Annotated in this window: 16 protein-coding genes; 7 read left to right on the top strand and 9 right to left on the bottom strand. The window is 30.6% G+C overall.

Annotated features, from left to right (window positions below; all coding sequences use genetic code 11):
• Nucleotides 1-42: 42 nt before the first annotated feature.
• Entirely contained in the window at nucleotides 43-2202 is a 2160-nt protein-coding gene (locus JAO71_RS04640) for a carboxy terminal-processing peptidase (protein ID WP_116824056.1), read from the bottom strand.
• A gap of 154 nt (nucleotides 2203-2356) precedes the next feature.
• On the opposite strand from JAO71_RS04640, the gene surE reads away from it, so the two are divergent.
• Genes surE through JAO71_RS04615 form a run of 5 tightly spaced genes read left to right on the top strand, consistent with a single transcriptional unit; the run spans nucleotide 2357 to nucleotide 7156 of the window.
• The gene (gene surE, locus JAO71_RS04635; RefSeq protein ID WP_116824055.1) at nucleotides 2357-3133 is read left to right on the top strand and encodes a 5'/3'-nucleotidase SurE; all 777 of its coding nucleotides are present in this window, start codon (nucleotides 2357-2359) and stop codon (nucleotides 3131-3133) included.
• Complete coding sequence (locus JAO71_RS04630) at nucleotides 3123-3404, top strand: hypothetical protein (RefSeq protein WP_116824054.1); 282 nt, start codon at nucleotides 3123-3125, stop codon at nucleotides 3402-3404. The genes surE and JAO71_RS04630 overlap by 11 nt, the downstream gene beginning before the upstream one ends.
• A 1-nt stretch (nucleotide 3405) precedes the next feature.
• Nucleotides 3406-4521, top strand: a complete 1116-nt coding sequence (gene lpxB, locus JAO71_RS04625) for a lipid-A-disaccharide synthase (protein ID WP_116824053.1) — start codon at nucleotides 3406-3408, stop codon at nucleotides 4519-4521.
• A 7-nt stretch (nucleotides 4522-4528) separates the two neighbouring features.
• Nucleotides 4529-5107, top strand: a complete 579-nt coding sequence (locus JAO71_RS04620) for a C40 family peptidase (protein ID WP_028289104.1) — start codon at nucleotides 4529-4531, stop codon at nucleotides 5105-5107.
• A 21-nt stretch (nucleotides 5108-5128) separates the two neighbouring features.
• Nucleotides 5129-7156, top strand: coding sequence for a ComEC/Rec2 family competence protein (locus tag JAO71_RS04615; protein ID WP_202999233.1), 2028 nt, complete (start codon nucleotides 5129-5131; stop codon nucleotides 7154-7156).
• A 7-nt stretch (nucleotides 7157-7163) separates the two neighbouring features.
• On the opposite strand, the gene JAO71_RS04610 is transcribed toward JAO71_RS04615, so the two are convergent.
• From JAO71_RS04610 to JAO71_RS04595, 4 genes are all read right to left on the bottom strand, one after another.
• Complete coding sequence (locus tag JAO71_RS04610) at nucleotides 7164-7715, bottom strand: thioredoxin family protein (protein ID WP_116824051.1); 552 nt, start codon at nucleotides 7713-7715, stop codon at nucleotides 7164-7166.
• Nucleotides 7716-7820: 105 nt separating this feature from the next.
• The gene (locus JAO71_RS04605) at nucleotides 7821-9605 is read right to left on the bottom strand and encodes a peptide MFS transporter (protein ID WP_054851994.1); all 1785 of its coding nucleotides are present in this window, start codon (nucleotides 9603-9605) and stop codon (nucleotides 7821-7823) included.
• Between the two features lie 73 nt (nucleotides 9606-9678).
• Nucleotides 9679-11232: a peptide MFS transporter gene (locus tag JAO71_RS04600; protein WP_202999231.1), complete on the bottom strand. Its 1554-nt coding sequence runs from the start codon at nucleotides 11230-11232 to the stop codon at nucleotides 9679-9681.
• 24 nt (nucleotides 11233-11256) lie between these two features.
• Complete coding sequence (locus JAO71_RS04595; protein ID WP_202999223.1) at nucleotides 11257-13443, bottom strand: S9 family peptidase; 2187 nt, start codon at nucleotides 13441-13443, stop codon at nucleotides 11257-11259.
• Nucleotides 13444-13590: 147 nt separating this feature from the next.
• Between JAO71_RS04595 and JAO71_RS04590 the strand changes: the two genes are divergently transcribed.
• Nucleotides 13591-14889, top strand: a complete 1299-nt coding sequence (locus JAO71_RS04590) for a hydroxymethylglutaryl-CoA reductase, degradative (RefSeq protein WP_202999221.1) — start codon at nucleotides 13591-13593, stop codon at nucleotides 14887-14889.
• Complete coding sequence (locus JAO71_RS04585; RefSeq protein WP_202999219.1) at nucleotides 14889-15794, top strand: GYDIA family GHMP kinase; 906 nt, start codon at nucleotides 14889-14891, stop codon at nucleotides 15792-15794. The genes JAO71_RS04590 and JAO71_RS04585 overlap by 1 nt, the downstream gene beginning before the upstream one ends.
• Before the next feature lie 77 nt (nucleotides 15795-15871).
• Here JAO71_RS04585 and JAO71_RS04580 read toward each other — a convergent pair whose 3' ends face one another.
• The 4 genes from JAO71_RS04580 to JAO71_RS04565 form a co-directional block, all read right to left on the bottom strand.
• Nucleotides 15872-18013, bottom strand: a complete 2142-nt coding sequence (locus JAO71_RS04580; protein WP_054851999.1) for a SurA N-terminal domain-containing protein — start codon at nucleotides 18011-18013, stop codon at nucleotides 15872-15874.
• A gap of 132 nt (nucleotides 18014-18145) precedes the next feature.
• Nucleotides 18146-19435 (bottom strand): hemolysin family protein, encoded by a 1290-nt coding sequence (locus JAO71_RS04575; RefSeq protein WP_116824047.1) that lies wholly within the window; start codon nucleotides 19433-19435, stop codon nucleotides 18146-18148.
• Nucleotides 19436-19685: 250 nt separating this feature from the next.
• Nucleotides 19686-20240: an LPS export ABC transporter periplasmic protein LptC gene (gene lptC / locus JAO71_RS04570; protein ID WP_028289114.1), complete on the bottom strand. Its 555-nt coding sequence runs from the start codon at nucleotides 20238-20240 to the stop codon at nucleotides 19686-19688.
• Entirely contained in the window at nucleotides 20240-21571 is a 1332-nt protein-coding gene (locus JAO71_RS04565; protein ID WP_116824044.1) for a hypothetical protein, read from the bottom strand. The genes lptC and JAO71_RS04565 overlap by 1 nt, the downstream gene beginning before the upstream one ends.
• Nucleotide 21572 lies beyond the last annotated feature (1 nt).

Genomic DNA, 21572 nt, shown 5'->3' with positions numbered 1-21572 from the left:
CATTACTATTTCTAATTCTTTTTATATAAGAATTAATATAATTTAGTTTTTTATTGTTGCTACTTTTTTGATTTCGTAAGTCATTTTTAAGTCGTTTAACACATTAATTGCTTCTTCAACGTAAACATCTTTACTTAAATTTTCATGCCATCTATTACGTTTATCACGAAGTATTGTGTCTTGTTCAAATAACTTTTGCTCATAAGGCAATGACTCAAAAGTAAGATTAGTTTTATAATCTGAAATTGCATCAAACTGTTTTGACTCTTTTTCATTTAACTCCAATTCTGCTTTATATTTTTCGTAATTAAGAGAATAATGGTTGTTATCCATTTTTGATTTTGCCCATCTTGCACTATTTTCAATTAACCTAAGTTGCTCGTTATTTTCCATACGTTGCTTACTTTTAGCAATTGTTGCATCATAGTCAAAATAACTGTTCCAAATTTCAAAATCTACTGGTGTAATTTTGTCCCAAGCTAACGGATTTTCTTGATCGCGCTCACCAATATCAATAAAACTATATCTATCCGGAACTACAACATCACTTTTAACACCCTCTAATTGAGTAGAACCTCCATTAATACGGTAAAATTTTTGACGCGTTAGTTTTAGAGCACCTAAATCTCCGTGAGAACTATTACGTACCATTCTATTTAAATCTAAAACATTTTGTACAGTACCTTTTCCGTAAGTTTGTTTGCTTCCTATAATAATTGCTCTTTTATAATCTTGCATAGCTGCTGCTAAAATTTCTGAAGCAGAAGCAGACAACTCATTTACCATTATTACTAAAGGACCATCCCAAACAATTGATTTATCCTCGTCACTTAAAACTTCTTTAGGAGCATCCGTAGATCTAACTTGTACAATTGGTCCATCTTTAATAAATAAACCAGCCATATCAACAACAGTTCTTAAAGATCCTCCACCATTGCTTCGTAAATCTAAGACTAAACCTTCAACGCCTTCTTCTTTTAAACGTTCTATTTCTTGTTTAATATCTGTTGCAGCGTTTCTGTTTTTATAGTCATCAAAATCTATATAAAATTTAGGTAGATTAATAACTCCGTAATTTCTATTGTCTTTTTTAACAATTGAAGATTTTGCATAAGTTTCTTCAAGCTCAACAATATCTCTAGTAATAGCAATGTCCTCCATTGTACCATCTACTTTTTTCATTGTCAAAATAACTTTAGTCCCTTTAGGTCCTTTTATAAGCTTTATGGCATCATCTATACGCATACCAACAACACTTATTGCTTCTTTTTCTTTTTCTTGACGCACTTTAACAATGGCATCGCCAACTTCTATCTTACCATCTCTCCAAGCTGGTCCACCTGAAATTAATTCGACTATTTTGATGTAATCCATTTTTTTCTGCAAACGCGCTCCTATACCTTCTAATTTTCCAGACATTTGTTGGTCAAATCTATCTTTATCTGTTGGAGCCATGTAAGATGTATGAGGATCAAACTCTTCAACTATAGTGTTAACATACATTGAGAACCAATCTTCACGATCCATATCCTCTACATAATCTGTAAAATAGTTATCTAAAGTTTTTAAAGTTTCTGCTCTTGCATCTGCTTCAAGTTGTGTCAAACTCTTTTTCACTTTAGGAGTTTCTTCAACTACTGATTCTTCGTCTTCATCTGTGTTTAATTCTTCATTTTGACCTTCTATTAATAAGTCATAACTAGATAATGTATTAAATTTCAACTGTTGTCTCCAGCGCTCTTTTAACCCTTTTTTAGTTTTTACAAATTCTAAAGCTTCATAATCTGCATTATAATCTTCGTCTAAATTAAAATTAAACGGTTTAGACAAAATAGACTTATAATATGTTTTAGCTTCTTTTTGACGACTAATTAAACGCTCATGCACAACACTAAAAAATGTTATGTCGTAAGCTTTTAACTGATCATCAATTAAATTTTTATACTTTTTAAACTCCTCTATGTCAGATTGTAAAAAGTATCTTTTAAGTGGATCTACTAATTCTATATAATCTGAAAAAATTTCAGTTGAAAAATCATCATCAAGTTCTTTAGGCTCAAAGTGTAGCTGATCTAAAGCTAGCGTAATGATTTGGATTAGTAATTTATCTTTATCTGGATTATCATCTACCTTAGCCGTAAAACTACATGACCCAAAAGCCAATAGCAAAACAAGCAACATTATGTTATATTTCCTTTTCATTCTGATTATATTAAATTTATAAGAAATTTCTACTAAAGTAATGAAAAAACCATGCCAATAAAACCTTATCCGCCTAATTTTTTGTTAAACTGAATATTTTGGGCTGTAACGCTAGATTTTATGTATTTTAGCTAAGTAAAAAAACTATTTAGTTATGAGCAAAAAACCGTTGATTTTAGTCACTAATGACGATGGAATTACTGCTCCAGGAATTTTGACTTTAATTGAAGTTATGGAATCGCTTGGAGATGTTGTTGTTGTTGCACCTGATAGCCCTCAAAGTGGAATGGGTCATGCCATTACAATTAATAATGTATTACATCTTGATAAAGTCTCAAAAAAAGGTGATAAAACTTTACAATATAGCTGTTCTGGCACACCTGCAGATTGTGTAAAAATCGCTATTAATGAGGTTTTGGACAGACGTCCCGACCTTTGTGTATCTGGCGTAAACCATGGTTCTAACAGCTCGATTAACGTGATATATTCAGGAACGATGAGTGCTGCTGTTGAAGCTGGTGTTGAAGGTATTCCTGCTATAGGATTTTCATTATTGGACTACAGTTGGGATGCCGATTTTGAAACCGCAAAAAAATACATTAAACAAATTGCTAAAAATGCACTTAATAACGGTATTGCAGAAGGGGTTGTTTTAAATGTTAATATACCATCGTCTGAAAATACTAAAATTAAAGGCATAAAGGTTTGCCGACAAGCTAGAGCTAATTGGAAAGAAAAATTTGATAAACGACAAACACCACAAGGTAAAGATTATTATTGGCTAACTGGTGAATTTGTTAATTACGATAAAGGCAATGATACTGATGAACACGCCTTATCAGAAGGTTATGTTTCTGTTGTACCTGTTCAGTTTGATTTAACAGCTCATCATTACATTCAAAAATTAAATAGCTGGCAATTTGAAGACTAAAAAAGATATTATTATTGGTTTTATACTTGGTATAATTTCTACTTGTATTGGTTTCATTTTATACATTTTATTTTTTTCTAAATATGGTATTGAAGACACTATTAGACAAGCCTTGCAATTTAAATTTCTTGACAAATTGGTAAGTTTAGGTGCATTGCTTAACTTAGTGCCATTCTTTTTATTTTTAAACAAAAAACAAGACAATAAAGCCAAAGGTGTATTAATAGCAACATTAATTATTGGTTTAATCCTTATAATAAATAGATTATAATTTGAAATATTATATCATTTCTGGAGAAGCATCAGGAGATTTACATGGCTCTAACCTAATGAAAGCTTTGCAAAAACAGGACGTTAATGCAGACTTTAGATTTTGGGGAGGAGACCTAATGCAAGACGTTGGCGGAACATTGGTAAAACACTATAAAGCATTAGCTTTTATGGGGTTTTCTGAAGTTATAATGAATTTGCGTACCATTACTAAAAACCTATCGTTTTGTAAAACAGATATTGAAAAATATAATCCTGATGTCATTATTTTTATTGACTATCCAGGTTTTAATTTACGGATTGCAAAATGGGCAAAACAAAAACAATTTAAAACACACTATTACATATCGCCTCAAATTTGGGCTTGGAAAGAAGGACGTATTAAAGCTATCAAAAATGATGTAGACCAAATGTATGTTATCCTTCCTTTTGAAAAAGATTTTTACGAAAAAAAGCATAATTATCCAGTTCATTTTGTTGGACATCCTTTAATAGATGCTATTTCTGACATAACACAAGTTGATGATTATAAATTTAGAAAAGATAATGATTTAAGCGACAAACCTATTATTGCATTACTTCCTGGAAGCAGAAAACAAGAAATTACAAAAATGTTATCTGTAATGCTTAGCGTTGTGGATGATTATCCAGATTACCAATTTGTAATTGCTGGTGCTCCAAGTCAAGATTATAGCTTTTACAAAACATTTATAAAACAAAGTAACGTCAGCTTTATAAGTAATAAAACTTACGATTTACTAAGTTTATCAACTGCTGCACTTGTTACTTCTGGAACTGCAACTTTAGAAACCGGACTTTTTAAAGTCCCACAAGTAGTTTGTTATAAAGGGAGTTGGGTGTCTTACCAAATTGGAAAACGTGTTGTAAACCTAGAATATATTAGCCTTGTTAATCTTATATTAGATAAAGAAGCTGTAACAGAATTAATTCAGAATGATTTTAATACTAAAAAACTAAAATCTGAATTAGACAGGATTCTTGATGAATACGAGCGCACTAAATTTTTTATGGATTATTATGAACTTGAAAAAAAATTGGGTGGTAAAGGCGCAAGTCAAAATACTGCTAAATTAATTTATGATGCATTAAACGATTGATATTTAAATGAAAAAAATCGCTATTCTCCTACTTATTAGCTCTGTTTTGTCTTGCGGAAGCTCTAAAAGCAAACGCGTAGTGACCACCAAATCTGAAAGTCAAACTGTTAGTAAAAACAGAAAAAGACCCTCTAATAGAAACAGTCAAACCAAAACGGCTACCAAAAACAATTCTACTATTGAGACTATTCCTGTAAGCAACAGAACCATAGCCAATATTATAAGTAAAGCCGAAAGTTTTGAAGGTGTAAAATACAAATATGGTGGTACTACAAAAAAAGGAATGGATTGTTCTGGGCTATTATATACTTCTTTTGGATCTGAAAACATAGCTATACCTAGAACTTCTAGTGCATTATCAACTTATGGAGATTGGGTTGATGTCAAGCAAGTACAGGAAGGTGATTTACTTTTTTTTGCTACTAGACGTAATAGCAGAACCATAAATCATGTTGGAATGGTTACCTCATCTAGAGCAGGTCGTGTAGAGTTTATACATGCAAGTACAAGCAAAGGAGTAATGACCAGCTTACTATCAGAGCGTTACTGGTACTTTGCTTTTGTACAAGCGCGTCGTATTTTGTAAGAATAATTATTATATTGAAGGATGAAAATATTTCGTTTTTCAATTATTAAGCTTGCTCTTTGTTTAATTATTGGTATTATTATTTCCAAATATTTAGACTTAGGTATATTCATTAGCCTTATTGCTTCGGTTGTATTAACCAGCATTACTGTTCTACTTTATTTTCTTTGTAAAAAGAATACTAGCCTTGTAACTGTTTTCGGAATTTCAACTTTATTAAGCTTTATTGCTATTGGTATTTTTGTTACTAATGTAAATGAAGACTTACGTAAACATTCTCATTTTTCTTCTGTTTTAAGTGAAACTACTTCTGAACAAAACATTACTTTTAGAATTAGAGAACTTTTAAAACCTAATGCTTTTAGCCAACGTTATTATGTAGATATTTTACAAATTGAAAATACCGTTGTCACAGGTAAAGCCTTATTAAACATTAAAAAAGACAGTCTAAATACAATTTTACCTATTGACGCTGTATATTTTTCAAAAGCTAAACTTAATGCTTTACAAATACCTTTAAATCCTGATCAATTTAGTTATAAAAACTATTTATCAAAACAGCAGGTATATTTTCAGTTGTATGAAACTCATAAAACCTTATTACAATTAGATCATCAGACTAGAACTATATTTGGATTTGCAGCTAAATTTAGAAATCTTATAAATTCTAAATTAAAGCCATATAATTATACTGAAGATCAACTCTCCATTATTAATGCTTTATTATTAGGTCAAAGACAACATATAACTAAATTGGTTTATGACAATTATACAAATGCAGGAGCCATACATATATTAGCTGTATCAGGATTGCATGTTGGAATCATACTACTAATTCTGAATTTTATTTTCAAACCCTTAGAACGTCTAAAAAAAGGACTACTTATAAAAACAAGTATTATATTAATTTTACTTTGGATTTACGCATTAATTGCTGGAGGGTCTGCCTCTATAATTAGAGCAACAACTATGTTTAGTATCGTTGCTATAGGCATGAATTTAAAGCGTCCAACAAACATTTATAATACCTTAGCAATTTCAGTATTTATTCTATTATTAGTCAAGCCAAACTTTTTATTTGATGTTGGATTTCAGTTAAGTTATGCTGCTGTTATAGCTATTGTTAGTTTTCAACCAATTTTAGAACGCCTTTGGTCACCAAAATATTTGTTAAGCAAAAAATTATGGCAAACACTTACAGTCACAGTAGCTGCACAATTTGGAATAATACCTATAAGCTTATATTACTTTCATCAATTTCCTAGTTTGTTCTGGTTATCAAACTTGGTAGTTATTCCGTTTTTAGGTATTATTTTAGGTTTTGGAATTTTAATTATTGTATTGTCACTTTTTGGTATGCCTAAAACTATTGTTTCTGATAGTTTTGGATTGGTTATTGATTGGATGAATCATTTTTTTGGGTGGATATCTAACCAAGAAAACTTTTTAATAACTGATATACCATTTACTATTACTCAAGTTATAGTAAGCTACCTTATAATACTCTGTGCTTATAAAATGTTTCAGTTAAAAAATCATAGATGGGTAGCGTTAACATTATTATCTGTTATAATGTTGCAAGTGACTTATTCTTATAATTTTTATAGTACAAAAGGTGATACACTTATCGTGTTTCATAAAGGAAGAAATACACTATTGGGACAAAAACACAATAATACATTAGCTGTGTTTTCTAATTTAAAGTCAGCCGAAAACAATAGTATAATTAAGAGCTATGCTGTTAAAAACAATATTAAAACCATACCATCACAACCTTTACAAGCTATATATAAATTGAAAAACAAGCACCTATTAATAGTTGATAGTTTGGGTGTATATAATTTAAAAGAGTTAAAAGTTGATTTTGTATTATTGACACAATCACCTAAAGTAAACTTAGACCGTTTGATTGACAGTTTAAAACCAAAAGTTATTATTGCTGATGGAAATAATTACAAATCGTATGTCAAACAATGGAGTAATACTTGTAAGAAACAAAAACTCCCATTTTACCATACTGGCAAAACGGGAGCTTATATTATAAAGTAAAAAAGTATTAAGCGTTGTCCTTAAACTCGGCTTTAAACTCTTTATAATACTTATCAAAATCTGTTTGAGTTTTCATCTCTAAATGTTTATTAGATTCAAACATTTTTAAATACATTTCAAGTTGTTGTGGTGTTTTATATCCAGTAATTGGCGCAATCAATTGTGCGTCTTCATCAAAAAACAATAATGTAGGATAAGCTCTAACACCCAAACCTCTTGATAATTGATGTGCAGAATTACGTCTTGTAGCCTTAGCAGGATCATAATTTGGATTAGTGTAAGTCTTACCTTTAAATTCTATAGTCTCATTACCTTCTGCATTAAACTTTACAGCATAAAAGTTTTTATTTACATAAGCTATAACATCTTTATTAGAAAAAGTACGTGCGTCCAACAACTTACAAGGACCACACCATGAAGTGTAAGCATCCATCATTATTTTTTTTGGTTCTTTTTTTTGAAGCTCTACAGCTTCTTCTAAAGTTAACCAGTTAATTTTATCTTGAGCAATCGTATTGACTGTAAATAATAAAGCAAGTGCTAAAAGTAAGTTTTTCATTGTAAGACTGTTTTGTTTTGTAGTCGCAAATAGTATTCCAAATTTACAAAAAAAAGAAACGCCTCAATTAAGAGGCGTTTTTAATTTATAAGTTATGATGTTAAATTATCTAACACCATGCATTAATTTTTTTAATAAAGGATTTAAAACTGCAGACACTAAACCAACAGCTATTGGGACTAAAGTAAAAATTAAGAAAAATGTACTTAAAGAATACTCTTCAGTTATTTTATCTATCATTCCTCCCATTGTTCCTGCTGCCTTTTGACCTATAGCTATTGCTAAATACCAAATACCAAACATAAATCCAATCATACGTCCTGGAACTAATTTACTTAAATAAGACAAACCTATTGGAGAAATACATAATTCACCCATTGTATGTAATAAATAAGCTAAAATTAAAAATATCATGCTTACAGATGCTGTTTTAGCGCCTTGATCAATACCTAAAGTACCAAAAACAAGAACACCAAAACCTAATCCTAATAGAACCAATCCAATTCCAAATTTCATTGCAGCACTAGGGTTGTATTTACTTTCCCACCATTTGGAGAAAAATGGAGCTAATGTAATTATAAAAAATGAATTTAGAATTCCAAACCAAGTCGCAGGAACTTCTGTACCTTCTTTACTAAATTCATTATTAATTTTATAAATAACTATTGCCCATAAAAGCACAAATGATAATGCTAACACGATATTAGAAAGTGCAATTTTTTTATAAGTTTTCTGGAATAATAAATATAAAACCCAAGTTATAATTGCCAAAGGTCCAACAGTTAATATTAAATCTACGATTTTAAAAACCATAGCAGAACTACCAGAAAGTGCTCTAGATGTATAATCTCTCGCAAAAATTGTCATAGACCCTAAAGACTGTTCAAATGCAGCAAAGAAAAACACTGTAAAAACACCAAAAATAGAAACAGCAATAATACGATCCCTAACAATTCTGGTATATCTAGATATTCTTGTTATAATTAAAAACAAGAACATTGCTAATGAGGCTAAAATAATAACATTGGAACCACTTAATGAACCTACATTAAAAGGCACAAAATTGATCCCTGAAATTTTTGCTAATGGATCATTAATCAAATACAATAACCCTCCTACAGAAGATAAAACAATTAATATTTTATCTAACGTAGTAAAAGGGTTTAGCTTCTCCACCTCTTCATGTTCTATTTCTAAAACGACACTTTCTTCGTTAATATTTTGAGGCAATTCTACTTGATGAACTTTTGAAGGTTTCTCTCCAATACTACCAAAAAAGTCCTTTGCTAACCAAAATTGAATTAAGCCTAGTAACATAAATATACCTGCCAAACCAAATCCATAACTCCATCCTTCATTTTCTGCAAGGTAACCACATAACATCATTCCAAAAAAAGCTCCTGCATTAACTCCCATATAATATATGGTGTATGCTCCATCTTTTTTAGACTCTTTACCTTTATACATTTCAGAAATCATTGATGTCATATTAGGTTTAAAAAAACCTGTACCAATAATTAGCAATGCTAAACCTATGTACAATGATGCTGGAGTTTCAAAAACCATTGACAAATGTCCTAACATCATAATAAAACAACCAATAATAACTGCCCATTTGTAACCTGTAAATTTATCTGCTATCCATCCTCCTAAAATAGGTGTTAAATATAATAATGCTCCATAGGTCCCAATTAAAGATAAAGCGTGTTCTCTTGGCCATTCCCAGCCTGGATTATCACTTATTATTGGAGCTGTTAAAAATAAGACTAATAAAATACGCATTCCGTAGAACGAAAAACGCTCCCACATTTCAGTAAAAAATATTATAAATAATCCAGCTGGATGACCTATAACCTTGTCTTTAAATAGATTTTCAATATCTGTATTCATATTTTATTATAGTTAGTTAAAAAAAGAAAACCTCACAAATATTAATTTGTGAGGTTTATGCATGTATATTTATTTAGTTTTCAGCTAATTCAAAACCTTCAGCTTCTTCGTGTTTTAATATGCGTTCGCTCTCCTCAGCACCATGTGTTAATCTTTTAAGTGGTTTTAGCATTGCTATAAATAGCAAACCGATAATTACAGTAAAAATCACGATACCTGTAAATATTGCCAACTCTCCATATTCACTAGCAGATTCTCCTACTATTCCAGCTACTTTATTTCCTAAACCAGTAGCTGCAAAATAAACTCCCATCATTAAGGAGGCATATTTTACTGGTGCTAATTTAGTTATAAATGATAATGCAACTGGAGAGATACACAATTCTCCAATAGTGTGAAATAAATACGCTAATACTAACCAAATCATACTAGATGTTCCAGAATTCTCAAATTCCATAGCTGCAAAAACCATAAATAAAAATCCAAATCCCATTATTATAATTCCTAAAGCCATCTTAAATAATGATGATGCTTCCTTCCCATTTAGTTTTCGTTTAGCCCATATTCCCGCTATAAATGTTGCAAATAAGATAATAAATCCAGCGTTTAAACTTTGAAACATTACCGTTGGAATTTCCCAACCAAATAACATTCTATCTGTTTTTGTATCTGTATACAAATTCATTAATCCGCCTGCTTGTTCAAAAGCACCCCAAAATATTATTACCATTATGAAGGATAATAATAATACTAAAAAACGATCTTTAAATAATTGACTATCTAATTCTTTGTATATCATCATTAACAATGCAGTAATTGAAGTTAAAAAAATAAATAGCAATCCAAATCCCCATTCCAAAGTATACCATCCATATACAGATGTAACTAACAATAATAACACTATTACTAATTGTTTAGGAGAGCTAAACAACTTAGAGTATAGCTGCCCATAAGAAACTTCATTTTTATCTCCAACATTTGGCACAAAATTACCAACCTCTTTTAAATATTTTTGTCCATATAGATAGTTAATTAAACCAAAAACCATAACTACTCCTGCTAAACCAAAACCAGCATGCCATCCCCATTTTGCAACAACTCCACCAACAATCATAGTCGCTAATAATGATCCTAAATTAATACCAATATAAAAGATACTAAACCCTTTATCTCTTCTAATATCTCCTTCTTTATATAAACCACCAACCATTGTTGATATATTTGGTTTTAATAAACCAACTCCTAAAATAACTAAACCTAATCCAGTATAAAAAGCCCAAATATCAGTTAAAACTAAAACAGCATGACCTAAACACAAAACAATAGCACCTGCCAAAACAGCTTTTTTCTGACCTATTAGCTTATCTGCTATCATACCTCCTGGTATAGACATAACATAAACTAACATTGTATACCATCCATAAAGAGCTAAAGCCTCTTGACTAGTCCAGCCTAAACCTGCTCCTCTATCATCTCCAATAGTGGCTGTTGTCATATATAGTACTAAAAGTGCTCTCATTCCATAATAAGAAAATCGTTCCCACATTTCAGTTAAAAACAAAATATAAAGACCAATTGGCTGACCAAACAGTTCTTTTTGATGTGGTTTTAAAGTTTTACTTGACATATTAAAAATATTAGTTAGTTTAGTTTAAAGTTTATCGCCTAATGTGCGATTGATAAAGTTTGTCATTTTAGTATACAAATGCAATCTTGTATTACCTCCATAAATACCATGGTTTTTATCAGGATAAATCATCCATTCAAATTGCTTATTAGCTTGTACTAAAGCTTCAACCATGCGCATAGTATTTTGTACGTGTACATTATCATCTCCTGTACCATGTATTAATAAAAAGTCTCCTTTTAATTTATCTACATGATTTATTGGTGAATTATCATCATAACCACTAGCGTTTTCTTGTGGAGTTGTCATGTAACGTTCAGTATAAATAGAATCGTAAAACCTCCAACTAGTAACAGGAGCAACAGCTATAGCCATTTTAAATACATCATTACCTTTAAATAACGCATTACTACTCATAAAGCCTCCATACGACCATCCCCAAATTCCCATTCGGCTGGAATCGATGTAAGATTTTGCTCCTAATAATTTCGCAGCTGCAATTTGGTCTTCTACCTCAAATTTACCTAATTCGTTTTGAGTTACTTTTTTAAAATCAGCACCTTTAAATCCTGTTCCTCTTCCATCAACACAAGCTACAATATAACCTTTTTGCGCTAACATTTGGTACCAATAGTCATTAGCACTATTCCACTTATTAGCGACTTGTTGAGATCCTGGACCAGAATATTGGTACATAAATAATGGATATTTTTTTGTAGTATCAAAATTAGCAGGTTTAATCATCCACATATTTAAATCGTTTCCGTTAACATTAATTGTAGAAAACTCTTTTTTAGATAGTGTATAATCTGAAACTAACGTTTTTAAATTAGCATTGTCTTTAATTGATTTTAATACTTGTCCAGTTTTAGCATCATTTAAAGTATATAAATAAGGAGTTGTTGCACTAGAATAGGTATTTATAAAATAAGTGAAATCTGCACTAAAACCTGCATAATTAGTACCTGTTTGCTCTGTCAATCTAGTTTTTTGTGTTCCATTTAGTTTAATAGAATACACATCTCTGTTTATGCTTCCGTTTTCAACAGATTGATAAAAGATCTTACCAGACTTAGCATCGTAACCATAATAACTAGTTACTTCCCAATTTCCTTTAGTAATTTGATTAATTAATTTTCCTTTACTGTCATAATGATAAATATGGTTATATCCATCTTTCTCACTAGTCCATATAAAACTATCGTCTTCTAAAAATGTTAAATTATCAGTAACATCAACATAAGCTTTATCGGTTTCGGCTATAGCCAAGTTAGCTTTATTTTTTTTAACATTTATCATCCATAAATCCAATTGATTTTGATGACGATTCATATATTGTGCACTTAACACATCACCATCATTTGTCCATTTGATTCGTGGTATGTAAAAGTCCTCATAAAATTTATCTACTTTTACCTCTGTTAATTTATTAGCATCTAAATCGTATAAATGCAATGATACTTTTGCATTTTTCTCACCTGCTTTAGGATATTTAAAAACGGTTTGTGTTTGGTATAAATCTTTACCGTAAACATCCATAGAAAATTCTGGTACATCTGTTTCGTCAAATCTTATAAATGCTATTTTGTTACTATCAGCATTCCAATCAAAAGCACGTACAAAAGCAAATTCTTCTTCATAAACCCAATCCGTAATACCGTTAATGATTTTGTTTTTTACACCATCAAATGTAAACTGGGTAACTTTTCCGGTTTGTAAATCTTTTACATAAAGGTTATTATTTAAACCATACGCTATTTTTGTTCCGTCAGGTGAAAACGTTGGTTCTTGTATCTTGTCTTCACTAACTAAAGTGGTTTTCATGGTTTTGGTATTGTAAATAAAATATTTACCTAAAGAAGAGTGTCTAAAAATAGACTCTTCTTCGGTTGCCAAAAGCACTTGACTTTCGTCATCACTAAAAGTATAGTCTGTAAAATACCTTATTGCCTCAATATCTGAAGAGCTAACTAAAGTCTTAACTTTTTGTAATGTTTTATAATCATAAATATCAATAGTAGTGGCTCCTTTTGATCTATCAAAATTTAAAACTGAATATTGCTGACCATTATTCATTGAGTGTAAAGCATCTAAACCTTCAGTTCTAAAGGTACCAGACCATATATCTTCAAGTGTAATTTGCTTATTTTGAGCAGTTAAAAAGGAGGTTGCTAAAAAGCATAATAGAGAAAGAATTCTTAAAATCTTCATGTAATATTATTTTATTAATAACAGGATGTCAAGTTTACTAAAAAATAGCCAAAAAACAGTAAATATTAACACATAAATACGCAATATTATAACGTTTAGCAAAAATTGAAACTGTATATAGTATCTTTGTCGTTTAAATTAAAATGTATGAGTGTACTAGTTTCTGGATTTTCTAAATTATCTAAAACCGAAAAAATTGATTGGTTAATAAAAAACCACTTATCAGATCAAAAAAATGCCAAAGACATACTAACACAATACTGGAATAGCGACCAAAAACTGCAACAATTACATGACGAGTTTATAGAAAACACAGTCTCTAATTACTATCTACCGCTTGGTGTAGCACCAAATTTTGTTATAAACGACAAAATTTATACTATTCCGATGACCATTGAAGAAAGCTCAGTAGTAGCTGCTGCTAGTAAAGCTGCTAAATTTTGGCAGACACGTGGTGGATTTAAAACAAAGGTCATTGCAACAAATAAAATTGGACAAGTTCATTTTACTTATCCTGGAGCTTTTTCAGACTTAGAAGACTTCTTTAAAAACGTAAAATCCAAATTAATTCTAGATGCCAAACCCATTACAAAAAACATGGAAAAACGTGGTGGTGGGATTTTAGATATTCAATTAAAAAATAAAACCAAAGCTTTAGACAATTACTACCAACTGCATGCCACATTTGAAACTCTGGATGCAATGGGAGCCAATTTTATTAACTCCTGTTTAGAGCAATTTGCTAAAACTTTTAAAGCTGAAGCTGAAGCCATGCTGCCAATGCCTGTAACGGTAATTATGAGTATTTTATCTAATTATGTTCCGGAATGTTTGGTAAGAGCTGAAGTAAGTTGTAACGTGGAAGATTTGGCCGAAAAAGACATAGATCCAAACACCTTTGCTGAAACCTTTGTTCAAGCTGTTAAAATAGCCGAAATCGAGCCTTACAGAGCAGTTACACACAATAAAGGTATCATGAACGGAATTGACGCTGTTGTATTAGCTACAGGAAACGATTTTAGAGCTGTAGAAGCTGGCATACATGCCTATGCTGCAAAAGATGGTCAATACAGTAGTTTAACACATGCTAAAATAGAAAATGGCATTTTCACCTTTTGGATGGAAATACCTTTAGCCTTAGGGACTGTTGGTGGATTAACTAGTTTACATCCATTAGTTAAATTAGCATTACAAATATTGGATCAACCTAACTCAAAACAGTTAATGCAAATTGTAGCTGTTGCTGGTTTAGCACAAAACTTTGCAGCTTTGCGTAGTTTAACAACAACAGGCATACAAGAAGGACACATGAAAATGCATTTAATGAACATCTTAAACCAATTTAATGCTACAGAAAATGAAAAAACTCAAATTATTGAGCATTTTAAAACCAATATTGTAACTCATAGTGCTGTTGTTGAAGCTATAGAAAACATTAGACAATAATGCAAACATTTTATAGTCACGGAAAATTATTATTAACCGCAGAATATGTGGTCTTAGATGGAGCAAAAGCTTTAGCTGTACCAACAATATTTGGACAATATTTAACAGTTGAAACGATTACTGAACCTGAAATAATTTGGACTAGCATTGATAACAATAACAAGGTTTGGTTTGACACTTCTTTTTTAATAGAAAAACTTAACAGTCCACTTCAATCAAAAGATGACATTTTAATCAGGTTACATCAAATACTTAATGCTGCTAAACAGTTAAATCCTGACTTTTTAAATAGTAATACTGGTTATAAAATCACGACTAGCTTAGAATTTCCAAAAAACTGGGGATTAGGCACATCATCTACTTTAATAAACAATATTGCACAATGGGCTAAAGTGGACGCTTACAATCTATTAGAACGATCTTTTGGCGGAAGTGGCTATGACATAGCTTGCGCCAAATACGATTCGGCAATTACATATCAAATTAAAAACTCTAAACCAACTGCTCAATTAATAAATTTCAGACCTTCATTCTCTGATCAACTCTATTTTATTCACTTAAATACAAAGCAAAACAGTAGAGAGGGAATTGCACATTATAAAGCTAATAGAACTAATTTGACAAAAACCATTGAAGAAGTTAATCAAATCACTACTTCAATTTTAAACTGTATGTCATTAAAAGAATTCACAACTTTAATTGATAGACACGAAGCTGTAATAGCTAAAGTAACAAATCAAAACACTGTTAAAAATAGTCTTTTTAAAGACTTTAACGGAAGCATAAAAAGTCTTGGTGCTTGGGGTGGAGATTTTATTTTAGCAGCTAGTAAAACTAATCCAACAGATTATTTTAAAGCTAAAGGCTATACTACTATTTTAAAATATAATGAAATGGTATTATAGATACAATTAATTTTTGAACATAAAAAAAAGCCTTTTCAATAGTTGAAAAGGCTTTTTTAGTTATAAACTTATATTGTTTATTGTACTGTTTTTGCTCTAAAGTCTTCAATTTCTGAAGATTCTTTTAGCGCATTGTACAATCTACTTTGTACCGAACTTAACTTTTGAGTACTTACTTGCTTAGCAAATGGTAAGTAGTTATCAATTTTAGTAGCAGGCGTCTTTTTAGTTACCTGAACCATAAATATTCCAGTGTTTCCTTTAACTATTTTAGACGTAGCACCTTCTTTTAAACCAAACGCTGTTCCAACTACTAATGGCTCTTTTCCTGCTCCAGCAATTGTTGGGTTTTTCATATTAATAGCAGAGGCAGATTTAACCGTTTGGTTTTCTGCAGCAGCAAACGCATCTAATGACGTTGCATTAACTCTGTCCATTATTAATTTAGCTTTTTTCTCTTTTCTAACTGCTGGTAAAGCTGTAACAGAAGCATCTTCAACACTCATTACACCTTTGTCTTGTTTTGCTGTTAATTGAGCAATAACAATTCCACCAGGTACATTATCAAAACGCTTATAGTCACCTATGTTTGTAGCATCTTCAAAAGACCAACGAACAATTTGACGTTGATTACCTAAACCAGGAATACTTTCGTCTAACTCATTAGCTGTCATTGGACGTACATCATAGTTTGCAGCTTTAGCAGCTTCAGCAAAATTACCGTTAGCAATTGCTAATTCAAAGTTTGAAGCATCTGTAAATATTTTGTCTTCAGTTTTTGATGATGGCTCTACTTTTCTAGCAACAGTTGCTATTTTAACAGCTGTATCTACATTTTTCTTATCATCTACTCTAATAATATGGTAACCAAAGTTAGTTAACACAACATCAATACTTCCTTTTTCATTAAAGAATAAGAAGTTAGCAAAATCAGGATCAAAAGCTGCTGGATTATAAGTTGACAATCTAGTCCATCCTATGCTTCCGTCTTTACCTTTAGTTCCGTCTGTGTTAATTTCGTTAGCAACTTCAGCAAATTTAGAAGTACTATTTTTTACTAATGGGAAGATACTATCTACAATTGCTTTAGCTTCTTCTTTAGTTCTTGTTACATCAGCTCCTGCTCTTGTTGTTCCAACAAAAGGAACTATAATATGGCTAGACTCGATTGAATCTGCTAATTTTTTATAATCTAAAACTTTAGTCATTTTGTAATAGTTACCTTCTTTGTAAGGACCATACACTTGACCTGCTTCTAATTTAAAAATAGTATCTGCAATTGCAGTTGGTAAGCTAGTTTTATATTGATATTTATCAACATATTTAAAATCATCTGAATTACTATTTACAAAAGCTTCAATATCTGTAGCCTTTAAAAATCCAACTTTTTTATCTGTTGCTTTTGTCGCTTCGTTATAAACTTCAGAATCGTTAAGTAAAGTTTTTAATTCTGTTTGAATTGTTTGCTCATCTTCTAAAGATGCAACTTCTTTAAAAAACACATATTGAAAACTTCTACTAGCTTCTGCTTGGTATAATTTTGGATTTTCACTAATGTAAGACTTAATCTCTGAAGTACTTACTTTAATTGTACTATCTGCAATAGATGTGTAAGGCACTTGTACATATTTGATATCAACTTTATCACCTTCTAATTTATGTTCTAATTGACCTTCTGCTAAAGTTGCAGTTGTACCAGCTTTAACCATGTTAAAATAGTTAGCTTGTAAAGCGTTTGTTGCTAAAGCTTGCTCTGTGTTAATCCAGTTTTGGTAAGCCTCATTTGAAGAGTTTTTTAAGTTATCTATAAATAACTTTACTTTAGACTCATCAAAAATACCTGCTTCATTTACAAAAGTAGGATCTGTAGCATAGTTAGTTTTAATAAGATCTCTCATTTGCTCAGACTCGACAGTCATTCCTAACTTATCGATTTGATCATTCATAACAATCTCTCTTACTTTAGTTTCAAAAACGCTATTCATAACTTGACTAGTAGTTGCGTTTGGTCCCATTTGTCTTTGTTGAAACTCAACAAGATTAGAAAACTCTTCTCTTGAAATGTCTTGACCGTTAATTGTTGCTACAACATCTGGTGACTTAGAAAACAATGCATCTTTATTATCAAATAAGCTTGATAAAATAAAAGCGAATAAAGCTAATGCAATAACTAATATTAATACAACTGTTTTTTGTCTAATTTTATTTAAAATTGCCATTTTTTGTTATGAATTTTATGAAATAATGTCTGCGAAAATACCATTTCCAATTCAATAATAAAAGTACTTTTTACAATAAATACTTTAAATAGATAGACTTGAGTAAAAATGAAAGAAATTTGAAGAGTAAGCTTAGTCTTCAGGTTTGATATTAAGTTCAACCAGCTCGATTTTAGTGTTTGAGGCTTCTAAAATTTTAAATTCAAATTTATCAGTCTCTACAATTTCACTTTGCAAAGGGATTTGCTCTGTGTGGTCCACAATTAGACCTCCTAAAGTTTCATAGTTTTCACCTTCAGGTAAATTAAGCTTATAAGTTTCGTTGATATAATCTACTTCTAATCTTGCTGAAAACACAAATTTAGTATCACTTTTTTGTTCTTCGATTAAATCAATGGTATCGTGTTCATCTTCAATTTCGCCAAATAACTCTTCTACTATATCCTCAACCGTCATTATACCAGACGTCCCACCATATTCATCAACAACAACAGCTATACTTTTACGCTTTTTTATTAACACGTTAAGTATATCTTTAATTAGCATCGTTTCTGGTACAAGCTCTACAGGCATAATCATAGAGCCTATATTTTTTGGTTTTTTAAACAAATCAAAAGAATGTGCATAACCTAAAATATCGTCTATAGTTTCTTTATATATTACAATTTTAGAACATCCTGTTTCGGTAAATAATGCACTTAATTCTTGCACTGAATCTTGAAGTTCTAAAGCAATAATTTCGGTACGAGGTACCATAACTTCTCTTGCTTTAACTTCTGAAAACTCTAATGCATTTTGAAAAATTTGTATTTCAGAATCGATATCTTCATCTTCTTCAACACTTTCCATTTGTTCGCTTATGTAATGTCCCAATTCAACTTTAGTAAAAGCTAGCTGTACTTGATCACCTTCTGTTTTAAAGAATTTTTTTAACACAACATCACTAATCCAGATTACAAAATCTGAAACCCAACTGAATAACAAATAAAAAAGATAAGCAGGAAAGGCCAAAACCTTTAATAAGGTATTTGAATATATTTGAAAGAATACTTTGGGTAAAAACTCAGCAGTAAATAAAATAAGTAATGTTGATAGTATTGTTTGAGTTAACAAACTAAAATCGGTAAAAACATAGGTTAAAAAAGGATTTGTGGTTGGTAAAAAACTTTGGAACCAATCCATTAATAAATCACCCATGAAAAAACCATAAATTACTAATGCTATATTATTTCCAATTAGCATTGTAGCAATAAATTTAGAAGGCTTAGCTGTAATTTTTGATAAAATTTTAGCTAAAAATCCTTCCTGTTTTTTTTCTATTTCAATATGAATTTTATTGGAAGACACGTAAGCTATTTCCATTCCTGAAAAAAAAGCGGAAAGAAACAAACAAACGACAATGATAATCACTGATGATACCATTTATTTACGATTTTTATTATCGAACTTTTTATTAAATTTTTGTTTAAAAAAGAACATAAATACAGCTGTAAGACCTAATAGCAAGGACATGTAAGCTCTAGTCTCTCCCCAACTTACAAACGCATCGTATAAAAATAAGACAGCAAAAACTAAATAAGCGTATTGAAAAATTTTGAAAACTTTCATTTATAAATTAATAAGTTTAAGTAAATATACTAAAAATGGTAGGCTTTAGAGTTTAAAACCTTAGTTATTCTTGCACAGCAAATTGACCTGTTACACCTAAAATTTCGGCTTTTGTAAAATTTTTATCAGAATCAAACCCATTACCACTAGTGACGTAACCTTTAGATCTGTAAGTAGCCGGTTTATTAGTAAATAACCATTCTTTACTTTGATCATAATATAATTGATCTGCATACAATGTATCCATTGTAGGAGTTGCTGCTATAACATTACCTTGCAAATCAATTAAATTAGTGTTATTGTATATAATTGCATAATCTGATATAACTGTTGTTTTTGCATTTTTATCATCATATAAATACAATACAATTCCGTCAGGAAACTCTGAATAAGAAAACATCCTGTTACTATAATCAAACATTTTAGGACTAACCAAATTTGCAGAAAGCCTACCTGAGTCAGTGTATTTAACATTAATACTGTCTGATACACCTACAGGCTCATTAGCAGACATACTCATTTTTTTAACGTCCTTTAAATTGCTTTTACATGCAAAAAACAAAGTCATAGCAAATGCTATGACTGAGTTTTTAATAATATGTAAGTTATGCTTTTGCATTATAAACTTGGCACTGTTACACTTCTTCCTATCCAACATCCAATCTTAATTGTTTGTCCTGCATTACCTGCAGAAAAAATCTCTGATTTAGTTGGAGCTTTAGCTTGGTAACTATTAGCTAATGCTGTGTTACCTGCTTTTCTAGCTTCAGTAGCTGCTAACCAGAATACAGCACGTTTGTTAAAATTTGTATCACCACAGCTATTTGCACTTGCAGCATAAGATCTTGAGATATACTCATGAGGCTTTTTGTCTGATGGGTTTAAAGATAATGCTTGTTGAAAGTATTGTCTAGCTTTACCATAGCTTCCGCTTTTGTAAAAATCTAATCCAATTTTCTTAGTCAATTTAGCCTTTTTGATAGGATCTGTTTCTAATTGCATTGTTTGATCTAAATATCTTTGTTCTCCTGTATTAATATATAGATAATAAGCTGTATCTGCGTTAGGCTCGATAGTATTCTTTTGATTTAAGATTTTAACAAACATAGGATCAGTTTTACATCCTTTTTCGTAAAGCTTGTTCATTGCACGTTGTAACCAAACTGTATTGTTTTTATTAGCTTCATAATCCTTTTGGTATAAAGGAATTAAATTTTGACAGTTTGCTCTATCACCTAATTTAGAATCTACACTACCAACTATTTGATCAAAAACTTTTAATGAGCTCTCGTAATATTTTTTGTATTGTTTATCCTTTTTAGTTAAAGCTGTTCCTGCTTCTTCTTTAGCAATAAGTTTATTCAATCCTTCAGAACTAATTTTTACTTCAGTTTCAATTTTATCTACTACATCATCATACTTGTCAAATAACTCTTGATCTGTTTTCTTTCCAGCATCAAATAAATCAACCATTAGTGAAAAATAAGTATATAATGCTTTAGGATTTTTGAATGTTTTTAAATCTGTTGTATACGCTTTATCAAAAGTGTTATAAACTTCTTCGTTAGATAAACCTAATTCAGTTTTATACTTATACATCAATTGCGCTTTATCAGATATCATATCTCCAACCTTAGTTTGGCTTTCAAAATGCACAAGTCTTTCATCATACATTGATAATAAATCTTTAACGTAAGCTAATTTATCTGCGCCTGCAGCCTTGTCTATATAATGATTTAATATTTTTTCACCATATACATAAATGGCTTTATTGTACTTAGGACAGTCTTTTCTTAAGTCCATAAATGGCTGGTAAGCTGCCTCGTAATTTTTAGCCTTAGATGCTTCTGACATTAAAGACAATTTAGTCATGCACTCCTCTGTATTTTGTGCAAATCCAAAATTAAGCCCAAACATCAAAGCTATTAATAAAGTAATTTTAGTTCTCATA

It is taken from the genome of Olleya sediminilitoris (assembly GCF_016785945.1).
Taxonomy (GTDB): Bacteria; Bacteroidota; Bacteroidia; order Flavobacteriales; family Flavobacteriaceae; genus Olleya; species Olleya sediminilitoris.
Note: the sequence above shows the minus strand (reverse complement) of the source record. Positions and strands in the feature narration are given on the sequence as shown.